19 protein-coding genes are annotated in these 20,390 nt (G+C 68.6%); 13 read left to right on the forward strand and 6 right to left on the reverse strand.

Features of this window, described 5'->3' with window-relative positions; genetic code table 11:
• Window positions 1-156: 156 nt before the first annotated feature.
• From ACIBH2_RS04250 to galK, 4 genes are all read left to right on the forward strand, one after another.
• Window positions 157-867, forward strand: coding sequence for a hypothetical protein (locus ACIBH2_RS04250; protein WP_397113288.1), 711 nt, complete (start codon window positions 157-159; stop codon window positions 865-867).
• A 172-nt stretch (window positions 868-1,039) separates the two neighbouring features.
• Entirely contained in the window at window positions 1,040-1,840 is an 801-nt protein-coding gene (locus ACIBH2_RS04255) for an SDR family oxidoreductase (protein WP_397113290.1), read from the forward strand.
• A gap of 223 nt (window positions 1,841-2,063) precedes the next feature.
• Window positions 2,064-3,131 (forward strand): galactose-1-phosphate uridylyltransferase, encoded by a 1,068-nt coding sequence (gene galT, locus ACIBH2_RS04260; RefSeq protein WP_397116808.1) that lies wholly within the window; start codon window positions 2,064-2,066, stop codon window positions 3,129-3,131.
• Complete coding sequence (galK, locus tag ACIBH2_RS04265; protein ID WP_397113292.1) at window positions 3,128-4,225, forward strand: galactokinase; 1,098 nt, start codon at window positions 3,128-3,130, stop codon at window positions 4,223-4,225. The genes galT and galK overlap by 4 nt, the downstream gene beginning before the upstream one ends.
• A 6-nt stretch (window positions 4,226-4,231) precedes the next feature.
• Here galK and ACIBH2_RS04270 read toward each other — a convergent pair whose 3' ends face one another.
• Together ACIBH2_RS04270 and ACIBH2_RS04275 are read right to left on the reverse strand one after the other, a co-directional pair.
• Complete coding sequence (locus ACIBH2_RS04270) at window positions 4,232-5,029, reverse strand: aldose 1-epimerase (protein WP_397113295.1); 798 nt, start codon at window positions 5,027-5,029, stop codon at window positions 4,232-4,234.
• Window positions 5,019-6,011 carry a helix-turn-helix domain-containing protein gene (locus ACIBH2_RS04275; RefSeq protein ID WP_397113297.1) on the reverse strand — a complete coding sequence of 331 codons (993 nt, stop codon included), beginning with the start codon at window positions 6,009-6,011 and terminating at the stop codon, window positions 5,019-5,021. Before ACIBH2_RS04275 ends, ACIBH2_RS04270 begins: the two co-directional genes overlap by 11 nt.
• Before the next feature lie 345 nt (window positions 6,012-6,356).
• Between ACIBH2_RS04275 and ACIBH2_RS04280 the strand changes: the two genes are divergently transcribed.
• The 3 genes from ACIBH2_RS04280 (at window position 6,357) to ACIBH2_RS04290 (ending at window position 9,838) form a co-directional block, all read left to right on the forward strand.
• A complete protein-coding gene (locus tag ACIBH2_RS04280) occupies window positions 6,357-8,051 on the forward strand; it encodes a hydrogenase maturation protein (protein ID WP_397113300.1) in 1,695 nt (564 codons plus the stop codon).
• Window positions 8,052-8,119: 68 nt separating this feature from the next.
• Window positions 8,120-9,001, forward strand: coding sequence for an MHYT domain-containing protein (locus ACIBH2_RS04285; protein ID WP_397113302.1), 882 nt, complete (start codon window positions 8,120-8,122; stop codon window positions 8,999-9,001).
• A gap of 93 nt (window positions 9,002-9,094) precedes the next feature.
• Window positions 9,095-9,838 (forward strand): DUF899 domain-containing protein, encoded by a 744-nt coding sequence (locus ACIBH2_RS04290; RefSeq protein ID WP_397113304.1) that lies wholly within the window; start codon window positions 9,095-9,097, stop codon window positions 9,836-9,838.
• A 7-nt stretch (window positions 9,839-9,845) separates the two neighbouring features.
• Here the strand turns inward: ACIBH2_RS04290 and ACIBH2_RS04295 are convergent, their stop codons facing one another.
• The 3 genes from ACIBH2_RS04295 to ACIBH2_RS04305 are packed head-to-tail and all read right to left on the reverse strand — an operon-like array spanning window position 9,846 to window position 12,652.
• Window positions 9,846-10,832: an iron-containing redox enzyme family protein gene (locus ACIBH2_RS04295; RefSeq protein WP_397116810.1), complete on the reverse strand. Its 987-nt coding sequence runs from the start codon at window positions 10,830-10,832 to the stop codon at window positions 9,846-9,848.
• Window positions 10,833-10,875: 43 nt separating this feature from the next.
• The gene (locus ACIBH2_RS04300; RefSeq protein ID WP_397113306.1) at window positions 10,876-11,532 is read right to left on the reverse strand and encodes a HemK2/MTQ2 family protein methyltransferase; all 657 of its coding nucleotides are present in this window, start codon (window positions 11,530-11,532) and stop codon (window positions 10,876-10,878) included.
• A 58-nt stretch (window positions 11,533-11,590) separates the two neighbouring features.
• On the reverse strand, window positions 11,591-12,652 hold the full coding sequence (locus ACIBH2_RS04305) for an alcohol dehydrogenase catalytic domain-containing protein (RefSeq protein WP_397113308.1): 1,062 nt from the start codon (window positions 12,650-12,652) through the stop codon (window positions 11,591-11,593).
• A gap of 93 nt (window positions 12,653-12,745) precedes the next feature.
• Between ACIBH2_RS04305 and ACIBH2_RS04310 the strand changes: the two genes are divergently transcribed.
• On the forward strand, window positions 12,746-13,642 hold the full coding sequence (locus ACIBH2_RS04310) for a LysR family transcriptional regulator (RefSeq protein WP_397113310.1): 897 nt from the start codon (window positions 12,746-12,748) through the stop codon (window positions 13,640-13,642).
• 60 nt (window positions 13,643-13,702) lie between these two features.
• On the forward strand, window positions 13,703-13,990 hold the full coding sequence (locus ACIBH2_RS04315) for a hypothetical protein (protein ID WP_397113312.1): 288 nt from the start codon (window positions 13,703-13,705) through the stop codon (window positions 13,988-13,990).
• A gap of 41 nt (window positions 13,991-14,031) precedes the next feature.
• Here the strand turns inward: ACIBH2_RS04315 and ACIBH2_RS04320 are convergent, their stop codons facing one another.
• Entirely contained in the window at window positions 14,032-15,342 is a 1,311-nt protein-coding gene (locus ACIBH2_RS04320) for an MFS transporter (RefSeq protein ID WP_397113314.1), read from the reverse strand.
• A 123-nt stretch (window positions 15,343-15,465) separates the two neighbouring features.
• Between ACIBH2_RS04320 and ACIBH2_RS04325 the strand changes: the two genes are divergently transcribed.
• The 4 genes from ACIBH2_RS04325 (at window position 15,466) to ACIBH2_RS04340 (ending at window position 20,372) form a co-directional block, all read left to right on the forward strand.
• A complete protein-coding gene (locus ACIBH2_RS04325; RefSeq protein WP_397113316.1) occupies window positions 15,466-16,662 on the forward strand; it encodes a PucR family transcriptional regulator in 1,197 nt (398 codons plus the stop codon).
• 171 nt (window positions 16,663-16,833) lie between these two features.
• Entirely contained in the window at window positions 16,834-18,282 is a 1,449-nt protein-coding gene (lpdA, locus tag ACIBH2_RS04330; protein ID WP_397113318.1) for a dihydrolipoyl dehydrogenase, read from the forward strand.
• An 11-nt stretch (window positions 18,283-18,293) separates the two neighbouring features.
• Window positions 18,294-19,370 carry a pyruvate dehydrogenase (acetyl-transferring) E1 component subunit alpha gene (gene pdhA, locus ACIBH2_RS04335; protein WP_397113320.1) on the forward strand — a complete coding sequence of 359 codons (1,077 nt, stop codon included), beginning with the start codon at window positions 18,294-18,296 and terminating at the stop codon, window positions 19,368-19,370.
• A gap of 18 nt (window positions 19,371-19,388) precedes the next feature.
• A complete protein-coding gene (locus ACIBH2_RS04340; protein ID WP_397113322.1) occupies window positions 19,389-20,372 on the forward strand; it encodes an alpha-ketoacid dehydrogenase subunit beta in 984 nt (327 codons plus the stop codon).
• Window positions 20,373-20,390: the final 18 nt, after the last annotated feature.

Here is a 20,390-nt window from a genome sequence, read left to right on the forward strand (position 1 = left end):
GTCGCCCTCGCCGCACTGCGCGGAGGCCGCGGGATCGTCCCCGACCGCGACCGGATGAAGCCGTAACCACGTGTCCCCCATGGCAATTCAGCTATGCCATCGGCCGGGGCCGACGGCGCGTATTCAGATGAGGGAACAGAGAAAGGTTCACCCCACGTGAGATTCACCAGGGCCGCACTGCTCGCCGCCACGGTAGGCACCGCCTTGACCGTTGCCACCGGCACGAGCCACGCGCAGCCGCAGGCCGACGCCCCGGACCAGGGGGCTATCAACTACACAGCTACCGCCAGCGAGACCGAAACCATCATCTCGACCGACGCCGGTTCCATGGTGGTCGAGGACGGCGTGTTCAAGGTCAAGGCCGCCAATGGCACCACCGTCGCGGGCACCGAACTGAAGTTCCGCGTCGACGAATTCGAATTCCCCATCGCCGCCGAGATTTCCGGCCGCACCGCCACGCTGACCCCGCTGTTCGATATCGCGCACGCCCAGTACAAGCCCGTCGCGCTGCCGTTCGAGGACAAGGCCCCCTGGAAGTCCGAGTACGACCGTGAGGTCGCCGCGTGGAGCCGCATGACCGGCACCATCAGCCTGGGCGCGTCCATCGCCACCCTGGTCGGCGGTATCGGCGGCGCGGGCGTCGGCTGCATCGCCGGTGCCATCGCGGGCGCGGCGCTGACCGCTCCGCTGCTGACCATCTTCGGTACCGGCCCGATCGCGGGCTGCCTCGCGGGCGCTGCCGCCTTCGGTTTCATCGGCACCCTGGCGGGCCAGATCTTCATCACCGCCCCGGTCGCCATTCTGGCCGCGGCACAGTACTTCACCACGGTGAACCAGCCGTTCAACGCTCCCGCGCCCGCCAAGTGACTTCGGCGCGGGCCACACCCTCTGACAGGCATGGATAGAGGGCACATCCGCACCGACAGCGATCAGCCCCGGCTTCGCGCCGGGGCTGATTCGCGTTCCCGCACCGGCACGTGTCACACCCGGGCGGCCTGTGTCGTCGTCCCGGTACAAGCCCACCGAGAAAGCAGGAACCATGAACGCCACGAATACCGCCTCGCACAAGACAATCGCCGTCGCCGGTGCCACCGGACGTCTCGGCCGCCATGTGGTCGAGGTGCTGCGCGAGCAAGGGCACGAGGTGGTCGAGATGTCCCGCTCGCAGGGCGTCGACATCGTGACCGGCGCGGGCCTGGAGCAGGCTCTCACGGGAGTGGATATCGTCATCGACGCGGCCAGCACCCCGTCCCCGGACGAGCGGGAGGCCATCGAATTCTTCACCGCCTCCGCGCGCAACCTGCAAGCGGCGGCCCACGCCGCGGGCGTGCGACGGCTGGTGGCGGCGTCGATCATCGGAATCCAGTCCGCCAGGGCCGGATACAACCTCGCGAAGAAGGTCCACGAGGAGCAGCTGCTCGCAGGCCCGGTGCCCACGGTCATCCTGCGCGCCGCGCAGTTCCACGAGTTCGTCGAACTGTTGCTGCGGTGGGGCATTCGCGGCGAGGTCGCCTACCTCCCGAAGATGCGCACGCAGTTGGTGGCCGCGCGCACCGTGGCCGAGGAACTGGTCCGCCTGGCCTTGGACCCGAATGCCACTGCGACCGAACCGTTCCCGGAGGTGGCGGGACCGCGCGAGGAACGCCTCGCCGAGGCCGCCGCGCTGCTCGCCGAGCGCCTCGGCCTCGATATCCGCGTCGAGGAGGTCAGCGATCCGGCCAATCTGGACACCCCGCTCAACGAGAACGGCGGCCTGCTGCCCAACTCCCACGCGGTGCTGGGCGGCCCCGGCTTCGCCGAGTGGGCCGAGGCCACGGTCAGCTCCGGCTCGGCCGCTTGAACCCATCGCGCGGCGGGGTGTGAATCGCGCAGGACGCACACGGGCCCGCCTCGGCGCGGGCTCCCTTTCCGGCCGCGAATCGGCCCGCGTGAAGACACCCGCCGAGGGCGTCACCCGCCGCACCTGTGTCGAATGATAGGAATGGTGCGGTACCACCCGTAAGCGAATGTCCGGCGACGGACCTACCGGAGGGATGGCCGCGGTGATCGAGACACGACGGGTATTGGCGGACGGGCGCGAGATCATCTACTTCGATGCCGCGCCGGTACCGCGCACCGCCGTCGACACCCGCGATCTGCCACCGGCGCACACCTCCTCGCAGGCTCGGTTCGATCCGCTGCTCGGCGAGTGGGTGGTGGTGGCCTCACATCGTCAGACGCGCACCTTCCTGCCGCCCGCCGATCTGTGCCCGCTGTGCCCCTCGACGCCCGACCGGGCCACCGAGATACCCGAATCCGACTACCAGGTGGCGGTTTTCGAGAACCGCTTTCCCTCGCTGTCGACCAACCGCGAGGATCTACCCGAGACCGTCCGCGACGCCCCACAAACCCTGTTGCGCAATGGCTTCGGGCGGTGTGAGGTGGTGTGCTTCACCAGCGACCACAATTCCTCGTTCGCGCGACTGGACACCGATCGTGTGCGTATGGTCGTCGACGTGTGGGCCGCGCGCACCGAGGAACTCGCCGCGCTCGACGGCGTCGAGCAGGTGTTCTGTTTCGAGAACTCCGGCGCGGAGATCGGCGTGACGCTGTCGCATCCACACGGACAGATCTACGCCTACCCCTTCGTCGCGCCTCGGGTCGCCAAGATCGCCGGGAATGTGGCGGCCTATCGAAAAGACCACGGCGGCAATCTCTTCGGCGATATTCTCGACGCGGAGCGGGCCTCCGGGCTGCGGGTGGTGGTGGCCAATGACGAATGGACGGCCTTCGTACCGCCCTTCGCCCGCTGGCCCTACGAGGTACAGCTCTACCCACATCGCCGCGTCGCCGACATTCCCGAACTCGACGACGCCCAGCGCGACGCCTTCGCCCGGATCTACCCGGATGTACTGCGCCGCTTCGCCCACCGCTTCGACGCCCCGATGCCGTACGTGGCCGCCTGGAATCAGGCCCCGACCCCGGGTTCGACTGTGCCCCGGGAGGATTGGTGGCTGCATCTGCAACTGTTCTCCATTCGGCGCACCGCCGACAAGCTGAAGTACCTGGCCGGTTCGGAGTCGGGGATGAATGTGTTCATTACCGACACCACCCCCGAAGCGGTGGCGGCCGAGCTACGGGAGGTGTCGTGAGCGACGGCGTATGGGCCGCACCCGGCCGCGTGAACATCATCGGCGAGCACACCGATTACAACGGCGGCTATGCCCTGCCGATCGCGCTGCCGCACGTGGTGCGGTGCGCGGGCAGTACGACCACCGACGGGCGGGTGCGGGTGACCTCGCGCCAGCACGAGGGCGAGCGGTTCGAGGTGGCGGTCGACGAACTGGCCGACGCCCCGGTCTCCGGGTGGGTGCGCTATCCGCTCGGCGTGGTGCACGAATTCCATCGGCGCGGCCATCGGATCACCGGCGCCACACTGGATCTCGACGGCAATGTGCCGATCGGCGCGGGCCTGTCGTCCTCGGCGGCGATCGAGTGCTCGGTGGCGGTCGCGCTGCGCGATCTGTTCGAATTCCCGGTCTCCGACGCCGAACTCATCGATATCTCCCGCGCCGCCGAGAACGACTACGTGGGCGCGCCCACCGGCAGCCTCGACCAGTCCGCGTCCATCCTCTGCACCGCCGACCACGCGCTGCTGCTGGACTTCGGCGAAAACGGCCACGACCAAGTCGCTTTCGACCTCGCCGCCGCCGGATTGGAACTGCTGATCATCGACACCAACACCCCGCATGCCCTGGTGGACGGTGAATACGCGCAGCGCCGCGAGCAGTGCGAGAGTGCCGCGACCGCCCTGGGTGTGCGGAGTCTGCGCGAGATCACCGATATCCGCGCCGTCGACACCCTCGTCGATCCGGTGCTGCGCCGCCGCGCCCGCCACGTGGTGAGCGAGAACGCGCGGGTGCTCGCCATCGCCGACGCCCTGCGCACCGGCGCGGATCCGCGCACCATCGGACCCGTGCTCACCGTGGCGCACGCCTCGCTGCGTGACGACTTCGAGGTGTCGACGGCGCAACTCGACACGGCCGTGACGACCGCGCTGGAGGAGGGCGCGCACGGTGCGCGCATGGTCGGCGGCGGCTTCGGCGGCAGCATTGTCGCCCTCACCGAGCGCGACAGCACCGAACGCATCGCCGACGCGGTCGAGAAGCGCTTCCACGCATCGGGTTTCGCCGCACCGCGCTGGTTCGTCGCCGTCCCCTCCCCCGGTGCCCGCCGCATATCCTGACCGCGTTCACCGCGTCAGGCGTTCCCAACTCCACTCGGTCTGGACCCGCAGTGGCCGCCCCGGCTCCACGAAGGTGGGCATGGTGTTCAGCCCGTTCGGCGGCCCGGACTGCGGCTCCACGCAGATAGCGGCATCCTCCAGGTCGTAGACGACGACCCACCGCTGCGGGCTGCGCACCCGAAGACGCAGCAGCTCCGGCCATTCCAGGGTGACGTCCACGCCGTCCGGCATGCCGAAGCAGTCGTCCCACGGCCCCGGCACAGGTGCGATGCGCTCCCCCGTCGGCAGGTAGTCCGCGCCGCGCACCTCCTGCCAGGTCGGCGCGAAATCGATGGTGGCCGAGGGGGTATCGGGCCGTGGCCGACGCAGGAACCACGGATGCCAGCCCGCCTGCGCCGGGAACCGCTCCGCGTCCGAGACGATCTCCATCTCGAGTGCCAAGGCGTGCTCGGACAATCGGACTTCCTGCGTCACTCGCCCCACGAAAGGCCAAGGCGCGGACAGTGGTCGAGTCAGCACCGCCTGGGTCTCGGAGGCCTCCACGATGTCCCACACGCCATCTCGCGCCGTACCGTGGATGGCGTGCGGGGGCGCGTTGAGCGGCAGCTGATACTCCACCCCCTCGACGCTGAACCGGCCCTCCCGCATGCGCCCGCACCACGGAGCCATCGGGAAGCACCCGTAATGCTCGCCCTGGCGCAACAATTCGGTGCCGTCGACGGCCAGCCCGCTGATCCGCCCACCCGCCTCGGGCGCGATCCGCACGGTCACATCGGCGAGCGTCAAACACAGATCACCGGTCACGTCGGCTCGTTTCGGTCGGCTCGGACATTCTGAATACCGCTGGCGTCATGCCCTTCTCGTGCCGGAAGGCGCGATAGAAGTGGCGCTCGGTCAGGAACCCGGAGTAGTTGGCCACCGCGGCGATCGACAGCGGCGGCTCGCGCAGCAGGAGTTGGCAGGCGCGTTCGACGCGCATGCGGCGCAGCGCGGCGGCCGGTCCCTCCTCGAGATCGTCGAAGATCCGGTACAGCGTTCGCCGCGACATGACGCAGCCGTCGGCGATGCGGTCGACGGTCAGCGCCGGATCGGCGCAGTGCGCCCGCATGAAGGCCAGCACCTGTTCGCGGCCCAGTGCGGCGGCCGAACGCTGCGAGACCGCGATACCGCTGGCGAACGAGACGGCGGCGGCGAGCAGATCGAGTGCGGGACCGGCCAATCGCGCGGCCTCCTCGGATCCCGCGTCCTGCAGGTCGGCGACCTGGCGGAAGTAGCGCGAGACCAGTCCGGCCGGGCTGGTGCCGGGCAGCGCGATGGCCGTGGGCAGATCGTCGGTGCCGATGCCGTGCTCGCGCAGTCGACGCAATGGCACCTGCACCACGGCCATCGACCATTCCGTCTCCAGATCGAAGCGGTAGGGCCGGGTGCTGTCGTAGAACACCATCGTGCCCGGCCCGACATCGGCGACGCGGTCGTCCTGGTACATCCGGCCGCGACCGCGCGTCTGAATGGTCGCGGTGAGGAACTCGTCGTCGGTGCGCGCTATCAACGAGCGAGTGCGCCGCACATGCTGGGGCGCCGCACCCAGCGTGGACAACTCCACGTCGGCGTAGCGGCCGCGACTGATCCAGCCGCGGAAGCTGCCGGATCCGCCCGGTGTCACCGCGAGCGGTACATAGAAGTCGCTCAGGCTGGCTTCCCACCGGTCGAAGACCTCCGAGGCCGGATGGTCGGCTCCGGAGCGCATCTCGATTCGATCCACCGTCGCCGGATGATCCGTCGGCATCGGCAACCCACCTCCCTTCGGTCCGCACCTTCGATCTTCCCGTATCCCGGCGCGGCGCCGGACCAAGACCCGTGCGGCAGCGACCGTGGCGCAAATGAGAACCAAAGGTTTCCCGCTCACGGCGGCGGGTATCTAACCCTGCGACTACTGACCTGTCGGGCGACAGGTCTCTTTGTCATGCCCGCACATCGATGCCGCGCGTCGCGAAAAACAGTGGCGCAGAACACATTTCAGCCTCTCCAAAGATGCGATGCATGCTTCGTATCGCTAGCTTTGTTCCGAGATTTCATTTTCGAAGCCCCGGAATGAAATCCGCGAAGCGGTACAACTGATGGAGAGAAGCACGTGCGAATCCTGCTGGTTGCCAGTGCGTTCAACAGCCTGACGCAACGAGTCCACGCCGAACTACGCGAGCGCGGGCACCGCCTCGGCGTGGAGTTGGCCCTCGGCAACGACCTGCTCCGGGCGCGGGTCGCGCAGTTCGAGCCGGACCTGATTCTCGCGCCGATGCTCACCACCGCGATTCCCGAGGACATCTGGACCGCGCACACCGTGCTGATCGTGCACCCCGGCCCCAAGGGTGACCGCGGACCGTCGTCGCTGGACTGGGCGATCCACGAGGACGCGCCCGAGTGGGGCGTGACCGTGCTCCAGGCGGTCGCCGAGATGGACGCCGGACCGATCTGGGCGTCGGAACCGTTCCCGGTGCGGACGTGCGGCAAGAGCGAGCTGTACCGCAACGAGGTCGCGGACGCGGCCGTGCGCGCGGTGCTGCTGGCCGTGGAACGGTTCGAATCCGGTGATTTCACCCCGGAACCGCTCGACTACGACCGCGAGGACGTGCGCGGACAGCTGCGGCCGTATCACGCGCAGGAGTTCCGTCGCATCGACTGGGCCGCCGACAGCACCGAGACCGTGCTGCGCAAACTCCGCGCCGCCGACTCCCAGCCGGGTGTCCTCGACGAGCTGTTCGGGAAGCGGTACTTCCTGCACGGCGGCCACCGCGAGGACGAATTGCGCGGCGCGCCCGGCACCCTCATCGCCACCCGCGACGGCGCGGTCTGCCGAGCCACCACCGACGGCGCGGTCTGGCTGCCGCAGCTGCGTCCCGCCCGCACCCCGGGCGGCCCGGTGGTCTTCAAGCGGCCCGCGACCGACGTGCTCGGCCCCGACCTGCTGGCCGGTGTGCCGGAGGTTCCCGTCAGCCCGACCGCTGCCGCCACCCGCGACACCTGGTCCGAACTGCGCTACCGCGAGGAGAACGGGGTCGGCTACCTCGAATTCGCCTTCGCCAGCGGCGCGATGAGCACCGACCAGTGCCGCCGCCTGCTCGCCGCGTACCGGCAGGCCTGTGAGCGGCCGGTCGACGTGTTGGTCCTCGGCCCGGCGCGCGACTTCTTCTCCAATGGCATCCATCTCAATGTGATCGAGGCGGCCGACGACGCGGCCGAGGAGTCGTGGCGCAATATCACCGCCATGGACGACCTGGTGGAGGCGATTCTGACCACCACCGACAAGGTGGTCATCTCCGCGCTGGCCGGGAACGCCGCCGCGGGCGGTGTCATGCTGGCCCTCGCCGCCGACGAGGTGTGGTGCCGCGAGTCGGCCATCCTGAACCCGCACTACCGGCTGATGGGCCTCTACGGCTCGGAGTACTGGACCTACACGCTGCCCAAACGCGTCGGACAGGACACGGCCGACCGCCTGACCCGCGAAACACTGCCGGTCGGTGCGCGCGCCGCCGGTGCGATCGGCCTGGTCGACCGGGTGGTATCCGGTAGCCCCGCCGAGTTCTGGGCCTCGGTGCGCGGCGCGGCCGAGGAGCTGGCCGCCGCACCCGAACTCACCGAGCGCCTGGTGCAGAAGAAGCAGCGGCGTGCGGAGGACGAGGCGAACAAGCCGCTATCCGCCTACCGCGCCGAGGAATTGGCACAGATGCGCCAGAATTTCTTCGGGGCCGACGAGCCGTACCACCAGCTTCGGCGCAATTTCGTGCACAAGGTATGCCCGCAGGCGACCCCGGCGCATCTGCTGGCCTGACGAACGCGTAACCCGCGGCACGAGAACGCCATTCGCCCGCAACCCGGGCCTTCAGCAATGAGGTAGACATGTTGGAACTCGACCACTTCAGCTCCGGCTGGGTGAATCCCGTCCTGGCCTACGCCATGTCCGTCATCGGATCGGCCCTGGGCCTGCGCGCCGCGGTACACGCGCGCGGTTCGCGCCACCCCGGCGGCTGGCTGTTCACCGCCGCCGTCGCCTTGGGCGGCTGCGGCATCTGGGTCATGCACTTCATCGCCATGCTCGGCTTCTCCATCGAGGGCGCGCGCATTCAATACGACATGCCGATGACCCTGCTCAGCGCGGCCATCGCGATCGTGGTGGTGTGGATCGGGCTCTCGATCGTGGTGCGCGTGCCGCGCGAGGCGGTGGGTCTGCCGATCGGCGGCGCGATCACCGGTCTCGGCGTGGCCGCCATGCACTACCTCGGCATGTACGCCATGCATCCGGGCGCGCATATCCAGTACAACACCGCGCTGGTGGTGCTGTCGGTGGTGATCGCGGTGGTCGCGGCGACCGCCGCCCTGTGGTTCATGCTGCACGTGCGCGGCTTCCTCAACACCCTCGGTTCCGCGCTGGTCATGGGAATCGCGGTGTGCGGCATGCACTACACCGGTATGGCCGCCATGCGGGCGCACGCCGTCGACCATGAGATGAGCACCTCCGGGGCCGATCCGATCGAGCTGATCACCCCGCTCATGCTGGTGGTGACGGTGGTGACCATGACGCTGATCGTGGTGGTCGGACTCGCCGAGATCGACAGCTCCTCCCAGCGCGCGACCTCGCTGCCGGATCTGGAGGCCGAACCGGTCAACAGCGGCCGCGAATGGCCGCGCCGCGACCCCAATGCCGGTGCCGCGCAGCGGGAGTCGGTGGTGAGCCTGCGGGCGTTCGACGAGTCCAGCAATCGCGCCGCAGTCGATTCCTGACGCGCACGGCCACCAGGTGGCACCCTGGAGTGATACGCAAGCGGCGATGCCGTATGCGGCGGCATCGCCGATCGCTCTGTCATGGAGGCGACGATGACGCTACCCAGGATCACCACCCGAGACGAATGGCTCGCTGCCCGAAAAGAGCTGCTGGAGAAGGAGAAACAGCTCACCAGACTGCGGGATTCGATCAATACCGAGCGCCGGAACCTGCCGATGGTCGAGGTCGAGAAGGACTACGTCTTCGACGGGCCCGACGGCCGGGTGCGGCTGCTCGACATGTTCGACGGTCGCGCCCAGCTCATCATTCAGCATTTCATGTTCGATCCGGCGTGGGAGGACGGCTGCCCGAGCTGTACGGCGGGCACCGACGAGCTCTCCCCCGGCTTCTTCGAGCATCTGCACATTCGCGACACCAGCTACGCCATGGTGTCGCGCGCGCCATTGGCGAAACTCCAGCGCTGGAAGGAGAAGAAGGGCTGGACGGTGCCGTGGTACTCGTCCTACGGCAGCGACTTCAACTACGACTTCGGCGTGACCATCGACGAGTCGGTGCGGCCGGGCGAGCACAACTACCGCACCAAGGCCGAGCACGAGGCGCGCGGCTCGGACTTCTTCGACTACGACCAGCCCTTCGAGATGCCCGGCCGCAGCTGCTTCCTCCAGGTCGACGGTCGGGTGTTCCACACCTATTCGCAGTACGAGCGCGGCCTCGAATCCACCGGTGGCTCTTACTATTTCCTCGATCTGACCGCTCTGGGCCGTCAGGAGGAATGGGAGGAGCCCAAGGGCCGCAGCACGGCGGTGCGCCCCAATATGCCCGACTTCGCCCAGTGAGCGGCGCTCAGGTGCGCAGCGAACTCTGATCGTGGTGCCAGCGGGACAGGACGTGATCGGCGAAGCGATCCTCGAGCAGATTCGTCACCTGGATACCGAACACCACCGATTCGGTGAGTTCGGGCTCGCGGGCGAGTAGATCGCCGATCACGTCGCGGCGCATGACCTGTTCGTGCACCGCGTCGGCCTCGACGTGCTCGCGGTAGAACAGCACACACGCCGGGTCGGCGTCGAAGCGCTCGAGGGTCTCCACCATGCGCGCGGCGCCCGGCGGGGAGGTGATCTCCACCGTCGCGAAGTGTCCGACCAGCGCGCCGCGCCACCGCCGGTGCAGACCGAACAGCGACATCATGTCCATGAGCGCCAGCATGGGCGCGGGTACGGCGTCGAGGTAGTGCAGGTAGGTGGCGTCGAGTCCGGCGGCCGCCATCAGGTCGGCGTAGAGGCGGGCGTGCACGCGCTCGCCGCGGCCGCCGCCGTACTCGTCGAACTCCACCGCCACCAACGAGGCTTTGGCCTGACCGCGCAGGCGTGGGATGACCCAGGCGTAGGGGTCGGCCTCCTTGTGGTGGTAGATCGACCGGTGGATGAAGTACTCCAGCACCTGCCACCATTCGCCCTTGTCGCGCAGGTAGGCGCTGAGCCCGGTCGGTTCGGTCGGCGTCACCAGGAGCTGGTCGAGTTCGGCGGTCAGATCGGCGCCGCCCTCGGTATCGCGGCGCAGGGCGTCGAGGAAGGTGCGTTCCAGGCTGGCGCGCAGGGTCAGCAGGCCGGGGTCCCATTCCCAGCCGGGATCGACGGCGTCGTAGCCGTGATAGTGCAGTTCGTAGCAGGTGTGCAGGGTCAGGTGCAGATCCTCGCCGTAGGGGTCGAGGTCCGGTGGCGACGGCAGGGCGCTGCCGGGCGCGCCGCGCAGTACGTCGAGGACCCGCGCGGACAGCTCGCCTCGGGGTCGCGGCAGCGCCCCGGGACGCACATCGGTCGAGAGGGTCACGCGCACCGGATACCTCCCTTTCCCGCTACCAAACGGCACATTCTCATCGCCGGGGCTGGTCGGCACGGATCACCACCAGCTCCTCGCCGGATTGGTCGGGTTCGATGAGTCCGACGGTGGCCAGCCACTGGCGACGAGCGCGCAGCACCTCCCCGAACGGGATGGTCTCGCGGGCGACCACGGCGGCCTTCAGGCCGTTGTCCCGCAGCTGGTTCAGGGTCGAGTCCGGGCCGCACAGCGCCGAGTGGACTATCAGCAATGTTCCTCTCGCACTGAGCATTTCGGGCGCGAGACGGCACAGGGAGTCCAATACCGCGCGGCCGTCACGACCGGCGTCCCAGCTGCGGGCCCGGCCGTGCGGTGGCCGCGCGTCCGCGCACGGCACATACGGCGGGTTGGCCAGAACCAGGTCGAACTGGCGACCGGCGACCGTGCGCGCGAAATCTCCGTGCAGCAGTTCGACATTCACGCGGTGCCAGCGGGAATTCAGCCAGGCCGAGGCCAGTGCGGCCCGGGAGATGTCCACGGCGGTCACCGTGGCCGTGCCCAGTCGCGCCGCCTGGATGGCCAAGGCTCCTGTGCCCGTACAGATGTCGAGCACGCGCGCATCTGCGGGCACCGCGACCTCGGCCATCGCACGGGCCAGCAGCCAGGTGTCCTCCTGCGGCCGGTAGACGCCGGGGGCGCGAAACAGCAACATGATCACGGATTATCCCGGAACCGCATGGCTAATCGGGGTCGATCGAAATCGATGTGCTTCAGAATTCGTCGATAACCACCAGGCCCATGGTGTCGAACGACTCCATGGCCTCGAGCACGCCGCTGGCCTCGTCGAGGGCGACGGTGCGGGAGACGATCCGGCCGGGATCCAGGCGACCGGCCTCGATCATGGCGAGCATGGTGCCGAAGCGCTGCCCCTGCATGCCGAAGGCGCTGAGAAACTCCAATTCCTTGATCATCATGACGTCGATGGGGAGCGCGATCTCGCCGCGTTCGGCCGCGGTGGTGTGCCCGAGTTGCAGATGCCTGCCGCGGGTGCGCAGCGACAGCACCGAGGCGCGGCAGGCGTCGGCGGTGCCGACGGCGTCGACGGAGACGTGTGCCCCGCCGCGGGTGAGCGTTCGAATCGCCTCCGCGGGATCGGTTTTCGCGGCATCGACGGTGTGCACGGCCCCGAGTTCGCGTGCCGCGGCGAGCTTGTGTTCGCCGATATCGACCGCGATGACATTCGCGCCGGTGGCGGCGGCGATCTGTACCGCCGACAACCCCATGCCGCCGCCCGCGCCGTGTACCGCCACCCACTCGCCGCCGCGCACTCGCGCCTGGTCGACGACGCCGTGGAAGGCGGTCATGTATCGGCAGGCCAGCCCGGCGGCGGCGACGAAATCAATCGAGTCCGGCACGGCCACGAGGTTCACATCGGCGTAGCGCACCAGCACGTACTCGGCGAACGCGCCCCAGTACGAGACCCCGGGAACGAGTTCGGCGACGTGGTCGCACACATGCTGGTTCCCGCCGCGGCACTGTTCGCACGACCCCTCACCGGGGTTCATGGGGAAGGTGACGCGCGCGCCGGGCCGCCAGCCACGCACCTCGCTGCCGACTTCCATGACGGTGCCAGCGAATTCGTGGCCCAGCACGAACGGCGCGGCCACCGTCGGGCCGCCGGTCCAGAAGTTTCCGGACCACAGGGCCCAGTCGGTGCGGCAGATACCGTTCGCGCCGACCCGGATGATCGCGCTATCCGGCGGGCACTGCGGATCCGGCACCTCGCGCACCACGAGCGGCTTGTTGAGTTCTTCGATGACGGCTGCGCGCACAGCGCCCTCCTACTGCTCGAATCGGGCTTACTCCCCAACCCTCGCCGGACCCCGCCGATACCGTCCAATACCTGGTTCCATAGCCTGATCGGAATGGATATCAACACTCGGCTGCTGCGGTACTTCGCCGTGGTCGCCGAGGAGGGCAATCTGACGCGCGCGGCGCGGCGGCTGTTCATCGCGCAGCCCTCGCTCACCAAACAGATCCAGCACCTGGAGAACCAATTGGGGCTGACGCTGTTCACGCGCTCGCGCTCGGGAATGGCGTTGACGGAGGCGGGTGCGGCGCTGGCCCAGCACGCCGAAACCGTGCTCGGCAGTTGGGATCTCGCGCTGGCGGCGGCGCACACGGCCGACCGGCACGGCGTGCGCACGCTGCGGCTGGGGTTCGTGCCGATGGCCGCCAATGAGCTCACCCGACGGATCCTGACCGATTTCACCGGGCGGATTCCGGACTGGCGGATCGTGCTGCGCCAGTTCGAATGGTCCGATCCCACAGCGGGTTTGGCCACCGGCGACTCCGATGTGGCGCTGCTGCGCCTGCCCGCGCCCGGCCTCGACGGGTTCGATACCGAGGTGCTCTTCAGCGAACCCCGCGTCATCGCGCTGCCGTGCACGCACCACCTGGCCGAGCGCGAGCGCCTCGATTTCGGCGAGCTGCTGGACGAGCCGTTCGTGGCCATACCCGTCGAAGCCGGTGCGTGGCGCGACTATTGGCTCGGCGTCGACGAGCGGGGCGGACATCCGGTGCGCATCGGGGCGATCGCGCACAATCCGGAGGAGTGCCTCAGCGCCATCGCCAGTGGTCAGGGCCTCGCCATCATGCAGGCCGCCGCCGAACGGTTCTATCAGCGGCCGGGTGTCGTGTATCGGCCGGTGGACGGGCTCGGCCCCAGCGAAGTGGGTGTCGCGTATCCGACGCGGCGACGTGGCGAACCGGCGATTCGCGCCTTCGTGGAAAGCTGTCGGGGGGCGACCGCGACGACGTGAAATTCGTTCAATCGACCGAAAAGTGTTGGCCACGCGCTCGTAGGACTACCGTGGGTAGGTATGGCGACCAGGGAAATCACGGTGACCGTGTCCGTGGACGGCGACGAGTGGGACATTCTGCGGGATGCGGCCGAGTGCGCGGGGATGAGTGTGGAGGCGTATCTCCGCTGGAGTGTGCGACTGGTCGCGCTGCGGTCTCGGCCGGGACGGGCGCTGCGGCCCGAGGGGTTGGAACTGCCGAGGGCACGGCGCGGGGCCCGGGAAGTGGACGAGCCGGAGGCGGTGGCGTGGGCGGAGACCTTCACCGAGCGGCTCTCGCACCGCACCGAGCAGTTCCGCAACGACTGACCGCCCCGGATCACCGATGCTGCCCTGAATCAGGTGCTGTCTCAGACCTTTTCGAGGTCGCGGTGCCTAGTCTCCGGTAGCGCGAGAATGCACAGCAGCGAGAGCAGGGCCATGGCGCTGAGGAACCACCCGACCGCGGTGGTCCCGGCGGTCTCGGCGAGCTGGGCGACTATCAGCGGAGCGATACCGCCGCCGAGCACACCGCCGAGGTTGTAGGCGATACCCGCGCCGGAATACCGCACGTCGGTGCCGAAGAGCTCCGGCAGGAACGCGCCGAGCGGGCCGTAGACGATGCCCATGCACAGCAGCGCGCCCGACAGGCCGACCACGACCAATACCAGGTTCTCGGTATTGAGCAGCGGGAACAGCACCATTCCCCACACCACGCCGAAGGCCGCGCCGCCGAGCATGAGCGTGCGCCGCCCGGTCAGATCGGATTGCCGCGCCACCACGAAGGTGGTCACGCCCAGCACCACCACAGCGATGAGGGTCAGCGCCAGCATGGTGTTGCGTGGAATGCCGAGCGTCTTGGTGGTGTAGGTCAGACAGTAGGTGGCGGCGGTGTAGAACATCACGTACACCACGACGATCGACCCCGCGCCGAGCAGCAGCTCTCTCGGGTAGCGACGCACCACGCTCGCCAGCGGCACCCGGTTGGCCTCCTTCTTGGCGACCAATTCGGCGAAGGCGGGGGTTTCGGCTACCTTCAAGCGGATTCGCAGCCCGACGGCGACGAGCACGAACGACAGCAGGAACGGGATACGCCAGCCCCACGAATCGAACGCGTCCTTGGGCAGCCACACCGACAGCGCCCAGAAAATGGCGGTGGCGATGAAATACCCCACGGGCGAACCCATTTGCGCCGCGGCCGCGAACAGCCCGCGCTTGTTCTTGGGCGCGTGTTCGGTGGAAAGCAGTGCGGCGCCGCCCCATTCGCCGCCGAGGCCGATGCCTTGGAGCACGCGCAGCGCCACCAGCAGAATCGGCGCGAGTACGCCCAGGGTGGCGTAGCCGGGCAGCAGTCCGACGAAGGCTGTGGACAGGCCCATGAGCAGCAGCGATATCACCAGCGTGGTCTTGCGGCCGATGCGGTCGCCGAAGTGGCCGAAGATGACCGCGCCCAGCGGTCGGGCGACGAAGCCGATGGCGAAGGTCGACAGCGAGGCCAGCGTGCCCGCGACCGGTGAGAGGTCCGGGAAGAATTGCGCGTTCAACACCAGCGCGGCGGCCGTGCCGTAGATGTAGTAGTCGTAGAACTCGATCGCGGTGCCGATGAAGCTCGCGGTAGCGATCCTGCGGCCATCGACCGCGGGCTCGGCCGCCACTGTCGGGGGTGTCGCTTGTTCGGTCATGGATTTCCTGTCACGCGGAGAGAAAAAACGCGGTCATGGTACGTGACCGGTCTTCGCGCTCGGGGGTTCTCGAACAGGACTCTCCCGCGAGCGCGGCGACGCCATGCCATAGCGTCGAGCCTTATGGCAACACCCCATCAACCGGTCTCCACCGCGAGCACACGCGCGCTGGCGGCCGCCTGCCGCGCGGAGATCCCCGCGCTGACGCGGCAGTTGCTGTCGGCCATCTTCACCGACAACCCGGAGTGGACCGACTACACCTCGGTCCCGCGCGAAGAGCTGCGGGAGGGCTGTCGGCAGTATCTGACCCGGATTCTGGACCTGCTCGAGGGCGCCGCGACCGATCCCGAACGCGACGATGTGGCCGCCACCATCGGCAGACAGCGCGCGGCGCAGGGCGTCCCCCTGGAGGCGATGTCACGGACCTTCCGACTCGGCGGCGCGATCGTGTGGGAGGCGCTGCTCGACAAGGCGGAGGGCATCCAGGCGCGCGAGCTGCGCGCGGCCGGGACCGCGGTCTGGACGGTGATCGACGGGTTGTCCTCGGCGCTGGTCACCTCGTACCGCAATGCCGAGCTCGAACAGGTGCGCCGCGTCGAGCGTCGCAGGCACGCGCTCATCGAGGATCTGCTCGCGGGACGGGCCCACGACGCCAGCTTCGCCGCGCGGGCGGCGCGGGAGCTGAATCTTCCCATCGAGGGCGAGTACTTGGTGGTGGCGGTGCGCGGCGGCGACGGGCGACCGCTGCACGCCGGTACCGAAGCCGCGTTGGGGGCGTTGGGAATTCGGTCCGTCTGGCACGACCGGGTGGACGCCACCATCGGGCTGGTGTCGCTGGCGCGCCACGACAGTGCCACGGTGCTGGCCAAGCTGCGGCCCCAGGTGCGCGGGCCGGGCGGAGTCTCTCCGGCGGTCGCTGGATTGGCGGAGGTCGACGCCGCGCACGCCCTCGCGCTCACGGCCATGCGCACAGTTCCCTGGGACGCGACCGAACTCGTGACGCTGGATCAGCGCTATCCCGAAGCGCTGCTGGTCCGCTCCCCCGACCTGGCCGAACTGCTGGTCACACGGACGCTCGGACCGGTGCTGGAACTGCCCGCCAAAGAACGCGATTCGCTGCTGCACACCCTGGCCGTATGGCTCATGGAGAACTGCTCGGCGGCCAATGCCGCGCCGAGGCTGCACTGCCATCGCAATACGGTGATCAATCGGCTGCAACGGATTTCGACGCTGCTGGGTCGGCCCCTCGAAGGACAGCGCTCCTATGTGGAGCTCTCCCTGGCGCTCGCGGCCCTGCGCCTCGGCGACGCGGCATCCTAGACAACACCGTGTCCCGCTGTCCGGGAATTGGGCGCAGCGCCCAGTCGCGGGCCTCGTTTCCTGGGCTGGGAAGCGATTGTTCACACCTGGCGCGCTGACAAGACTCGTCTCCAATGACCACCTCCGTACCGGGAGGCGCGGTCGTAATTCTCGAGACGAGGAGCACCACGAGTGCCGGACTTCGATCTATTGGTGGTGGGCGGCGGGCCCGGCGGCTACGTGGCCGCCATCCGCGCGGCCCAGCGCGGTTTGTCGGTCGGTTTGGTGGAGAAGGAGCGGCCGGGCGGGGTCTGCCTGAACTGGGGCTGTATTCCGACCAAGGCCATGCTGCGCTCCGCAGAGGTATTCCAGACGGTCAGCGCCGCAGCGGAATTCGGCGTGCACGCCGACAATGTGCGGTTCGACTTCGCCGCGGTGCGCCAGCGCAAGGACGGCATCGTCAAGGAACTCACCGACGGCGTCGCGGGGCTGTTGAAGGCCAATGGCGTGACGGTCATCGAGGGGCACGCGCGGTTCACCGGGGCGACCACGGTGCGGGTGTACGAGACCGGACCGTCGCCGATCTTCCCCGGCGGCCCGCGCTACGCCGCGGCGCCCGCCGCCGCCGTGCGCGAGATCAGTGCGCGCGACGTCATCGTCGCGACCGGGTCGGTGCCCGCGCGGCTGCCGATCCCGGGCGCGGACTTACCGGGTGTGGTCACCTCCGACGGCGCGTTCGGCCTGACCGAGGTGCCCAAGCGACTGGTCGTGATCGGCGGCAGTGCGGTCGGGGCCGAATGGGCGAGCCTGTTCGCCACCTTCGGCAGCCAGGTCACCGTGGTGGAGATGCAGGATCGCCTGGTTCCGTTGGAGGACAAGGAGATCGGTGACGCGCTGGGGCGTTCGTTCCGCAAGCGCGGCATCACCGTGCTCACCGGCGCGACGGTCACCGGCATCGCCGAGGGCGACGGTTTGCGCGTGACGGTCGGCGGGGCGCAGGCACGGGAACTCGAGGCGGATGTGGTGCTGGTCGGCGTCGGCCGTCGCCCCAACACCGCCGACCTCGGGCTCGACGCGGCCGGAATCTCGACGGACGCACGGGGTTTCATCGCGGTCGACGAGCAGCTGCGCACCGATGTCGAGCACGTGTACGCCATCGGCGACGTGACCGGTCGCGCGCTGCTCGCCCATGTCGCCTCACACCAAGGCTTGACCGCCGCCGACGTGATCGCCGGGCACGAGGCACATATCGATTACACGGTCATCCCGGCCGCGACCTTCACCCATCCCGAGATCGCCAGCGTCGGCCTCACCGAGGACACCGCGCGCGCGGCCGGATACGAGGTCATCGCCGCCAAATTCCCCTTCGCCGCGTTGGGGCGGGCCAAAACCTTCGGTGAGACCGAGGGTTTCGTGAAGATCGTCGCCGGTGCGCGCCACGGCGAAGTGCTCGGCGTGCACATCATCGGCCCGTCGGCCAGCGACCTGATCACCGAAGGCGCACTGGCGATCTCGCTCGAGGCGACCCTCGACGAGCTCGCCGACACCATTCACGCCCACCCCACCCTCGGCGAGATCGGCATGGAGACGGCGCTGGCCGGACTCGGGTTGCCGGTACACATCGCGCCGCGCAAGCGTTGAGGAGTCCATCCATGACCACCACCACCGCACCGCGCAAATCCACCCGCTCGGCCAAGCCCGCCAAAAACCCTTACGCGGCAGAGGATTCCGAGACCCTGCGCGGACTGTACCGCGACATGCTGTTCGTGCGACGCTTCGAGGAGCGCACCGCGCAGAGCTATCAGCAGGCCAAGATCGGCGGCTACTGCCACCTCAATCTCGGCGAGGAGGCGACCGTCGTGGGGTTGGGCGCGGCCATGCGCCCCACCGACTATCTGTTCACCAACTACCGCGAGCACGGGTACGCCCTGGCCAAGGGCATCGAACCCGGCCGGGTCATGGCCGAGCTGTACGGCCGCTCCACCGGCACCTCCAAGGGCTGGGGCGGGTCGATGCACATGTACGACACCGCGACTCGGCTGCTGGGCGGGTACGCCATTGTGGGTGGGCAAGTTCCGCTGGCCATCGGGGCGGCGCTCGCCATCGACTATCGCGGCGGTGACGACGTGGTGGTGTGCCAGATGGGCGAGGGCACCACGAATATCGGGGCGTTCCACGAATCGCTGAACATCGCGGCGCTGTGGCGGCTGCCGGTGGTGTTCCTGGTGATCAACAACCAGACCGGCATGGGCACCACCGTCGAGAAGTCCTCCGCCGAACCGGATCTGTGGAAGCGGGCGGCGTCGTACCGTATGCGCGGTGAGCGCGTCGACGGCACCGATGTGCTGGCCGTGCGTGATATGGCGAGCGAGCTCATCGAAACCGCTCGGCGGGAAGGGAAACCGGCGCTGCTGGAGGCCACCAGCCACCGGCTCAAGGGGCATTCGGTGGTCGATCCGGCCAAGTACCGCACCACCGACGCGGTCGCGATCGCCCGCGAACAGGATCCGATCGCGCTGTGGCACAGGCGACTTCTCGACGCGGGGGTGCTGACCGAGGAATCGGCCGCCGACATCGAGCGCGAGGTCACCGAAAAGGTCGCCGCGGCTGTCGAATTCGCGGATTCGAGTCCGCATCCGGAGCCGTCGAGCCTGTTCGACTACAACTACGCCACCCCGGTGCCCAGCGACTCCCGCCGCCTGCCCGCCGATCCGCTCTTCACCGTCTGAGGAATCACCGTGCCTGTCATGACCTATCGCGAAGCGCTGCGCGAAACACTGCGCGAGGAGATGCGGCGCGACGACGACGTCTTCCTCATCGGGGAAGAGATCGGCGTCTTCGAAGGCTCCTACAAGATCACCGCCGGACTGCTGGCCGAATTCGGCGAGAAGCGGGTGCGCGACACACCGATCGCCGAAGAGGGATTCGTCGGTGCCGCCATCGGCGCGGCCATGCTCGGCCTGCGCCCGGTCGTCGAGATCATGACGATCAACTTCTCGCTGCTGGCGCTGGACCAGATCGTCAACCACGCCGCGAAGATCTACGGCATGTTCGGCGGACAGACCAGCGTGCCCATGGTGATTCGCACGCCGGGCGGCGGCGGACAGCAGCTGGGCGCGACGCATTCGCAGAACATCGAGCTGTACTACGCGTTCGTGCCCGGGTTGAAGGTGGTGGCTCCCAGTACCCCCGCCGATGCGCGGGCGCTGCTCAAGGCCGCCATCGAGGACGACGATCCGGTGCTGTTCCTGGAGAACCTGTCGCTGTACAACACCAAAGGCGAAGTGCCCGAGGACCTTCCGGTGGCACAGATCGGCAAGGCGGCGGTCACCCGCGAGGGCGCCGATATCACGCTGATCGGCTACTCGCGTATGGCCACGGTAGCCACCCAGGTCGCCGAACGCCTTGCGACCGAAGGCATCTCGGCCGAGGTGATCGACCTGCGCAGCCTGCGCCCGCTCGACCGCGACACCCTGATCGCCTCGGTCCGCAAGACCGGCTGCGCCGTCATCGGCGAGGACGACTGGCTCACCTACGGCATCGGCGCGGAGGTCGCCGCCTCCATCTCCGACGGCGCCTTCGACTACCTCGACGCCCCGGTCCGCCGCGTCGCCATGGCCGAGGTACCACTCCCCTACGCCAAACCACTCGAGAAACTCGCCCTGCCCTCCGCCGAATCGCTATACACCGCCGCCGTGGAAACCCTCGCGGCCGTGGGCCGTCGTCGCTGAGCCCGGGAAACAGGAGAA

This window comes from Nocardia sp. NPDC050406 (genome assembly GCF_044459025.1).
In the GTDB taxonomy this organism is placed as follows: Bacteria; Actinomycetota; Actinomycetes; order Mycobacteriales; family Mycobacteriaceae; genus Nocardia.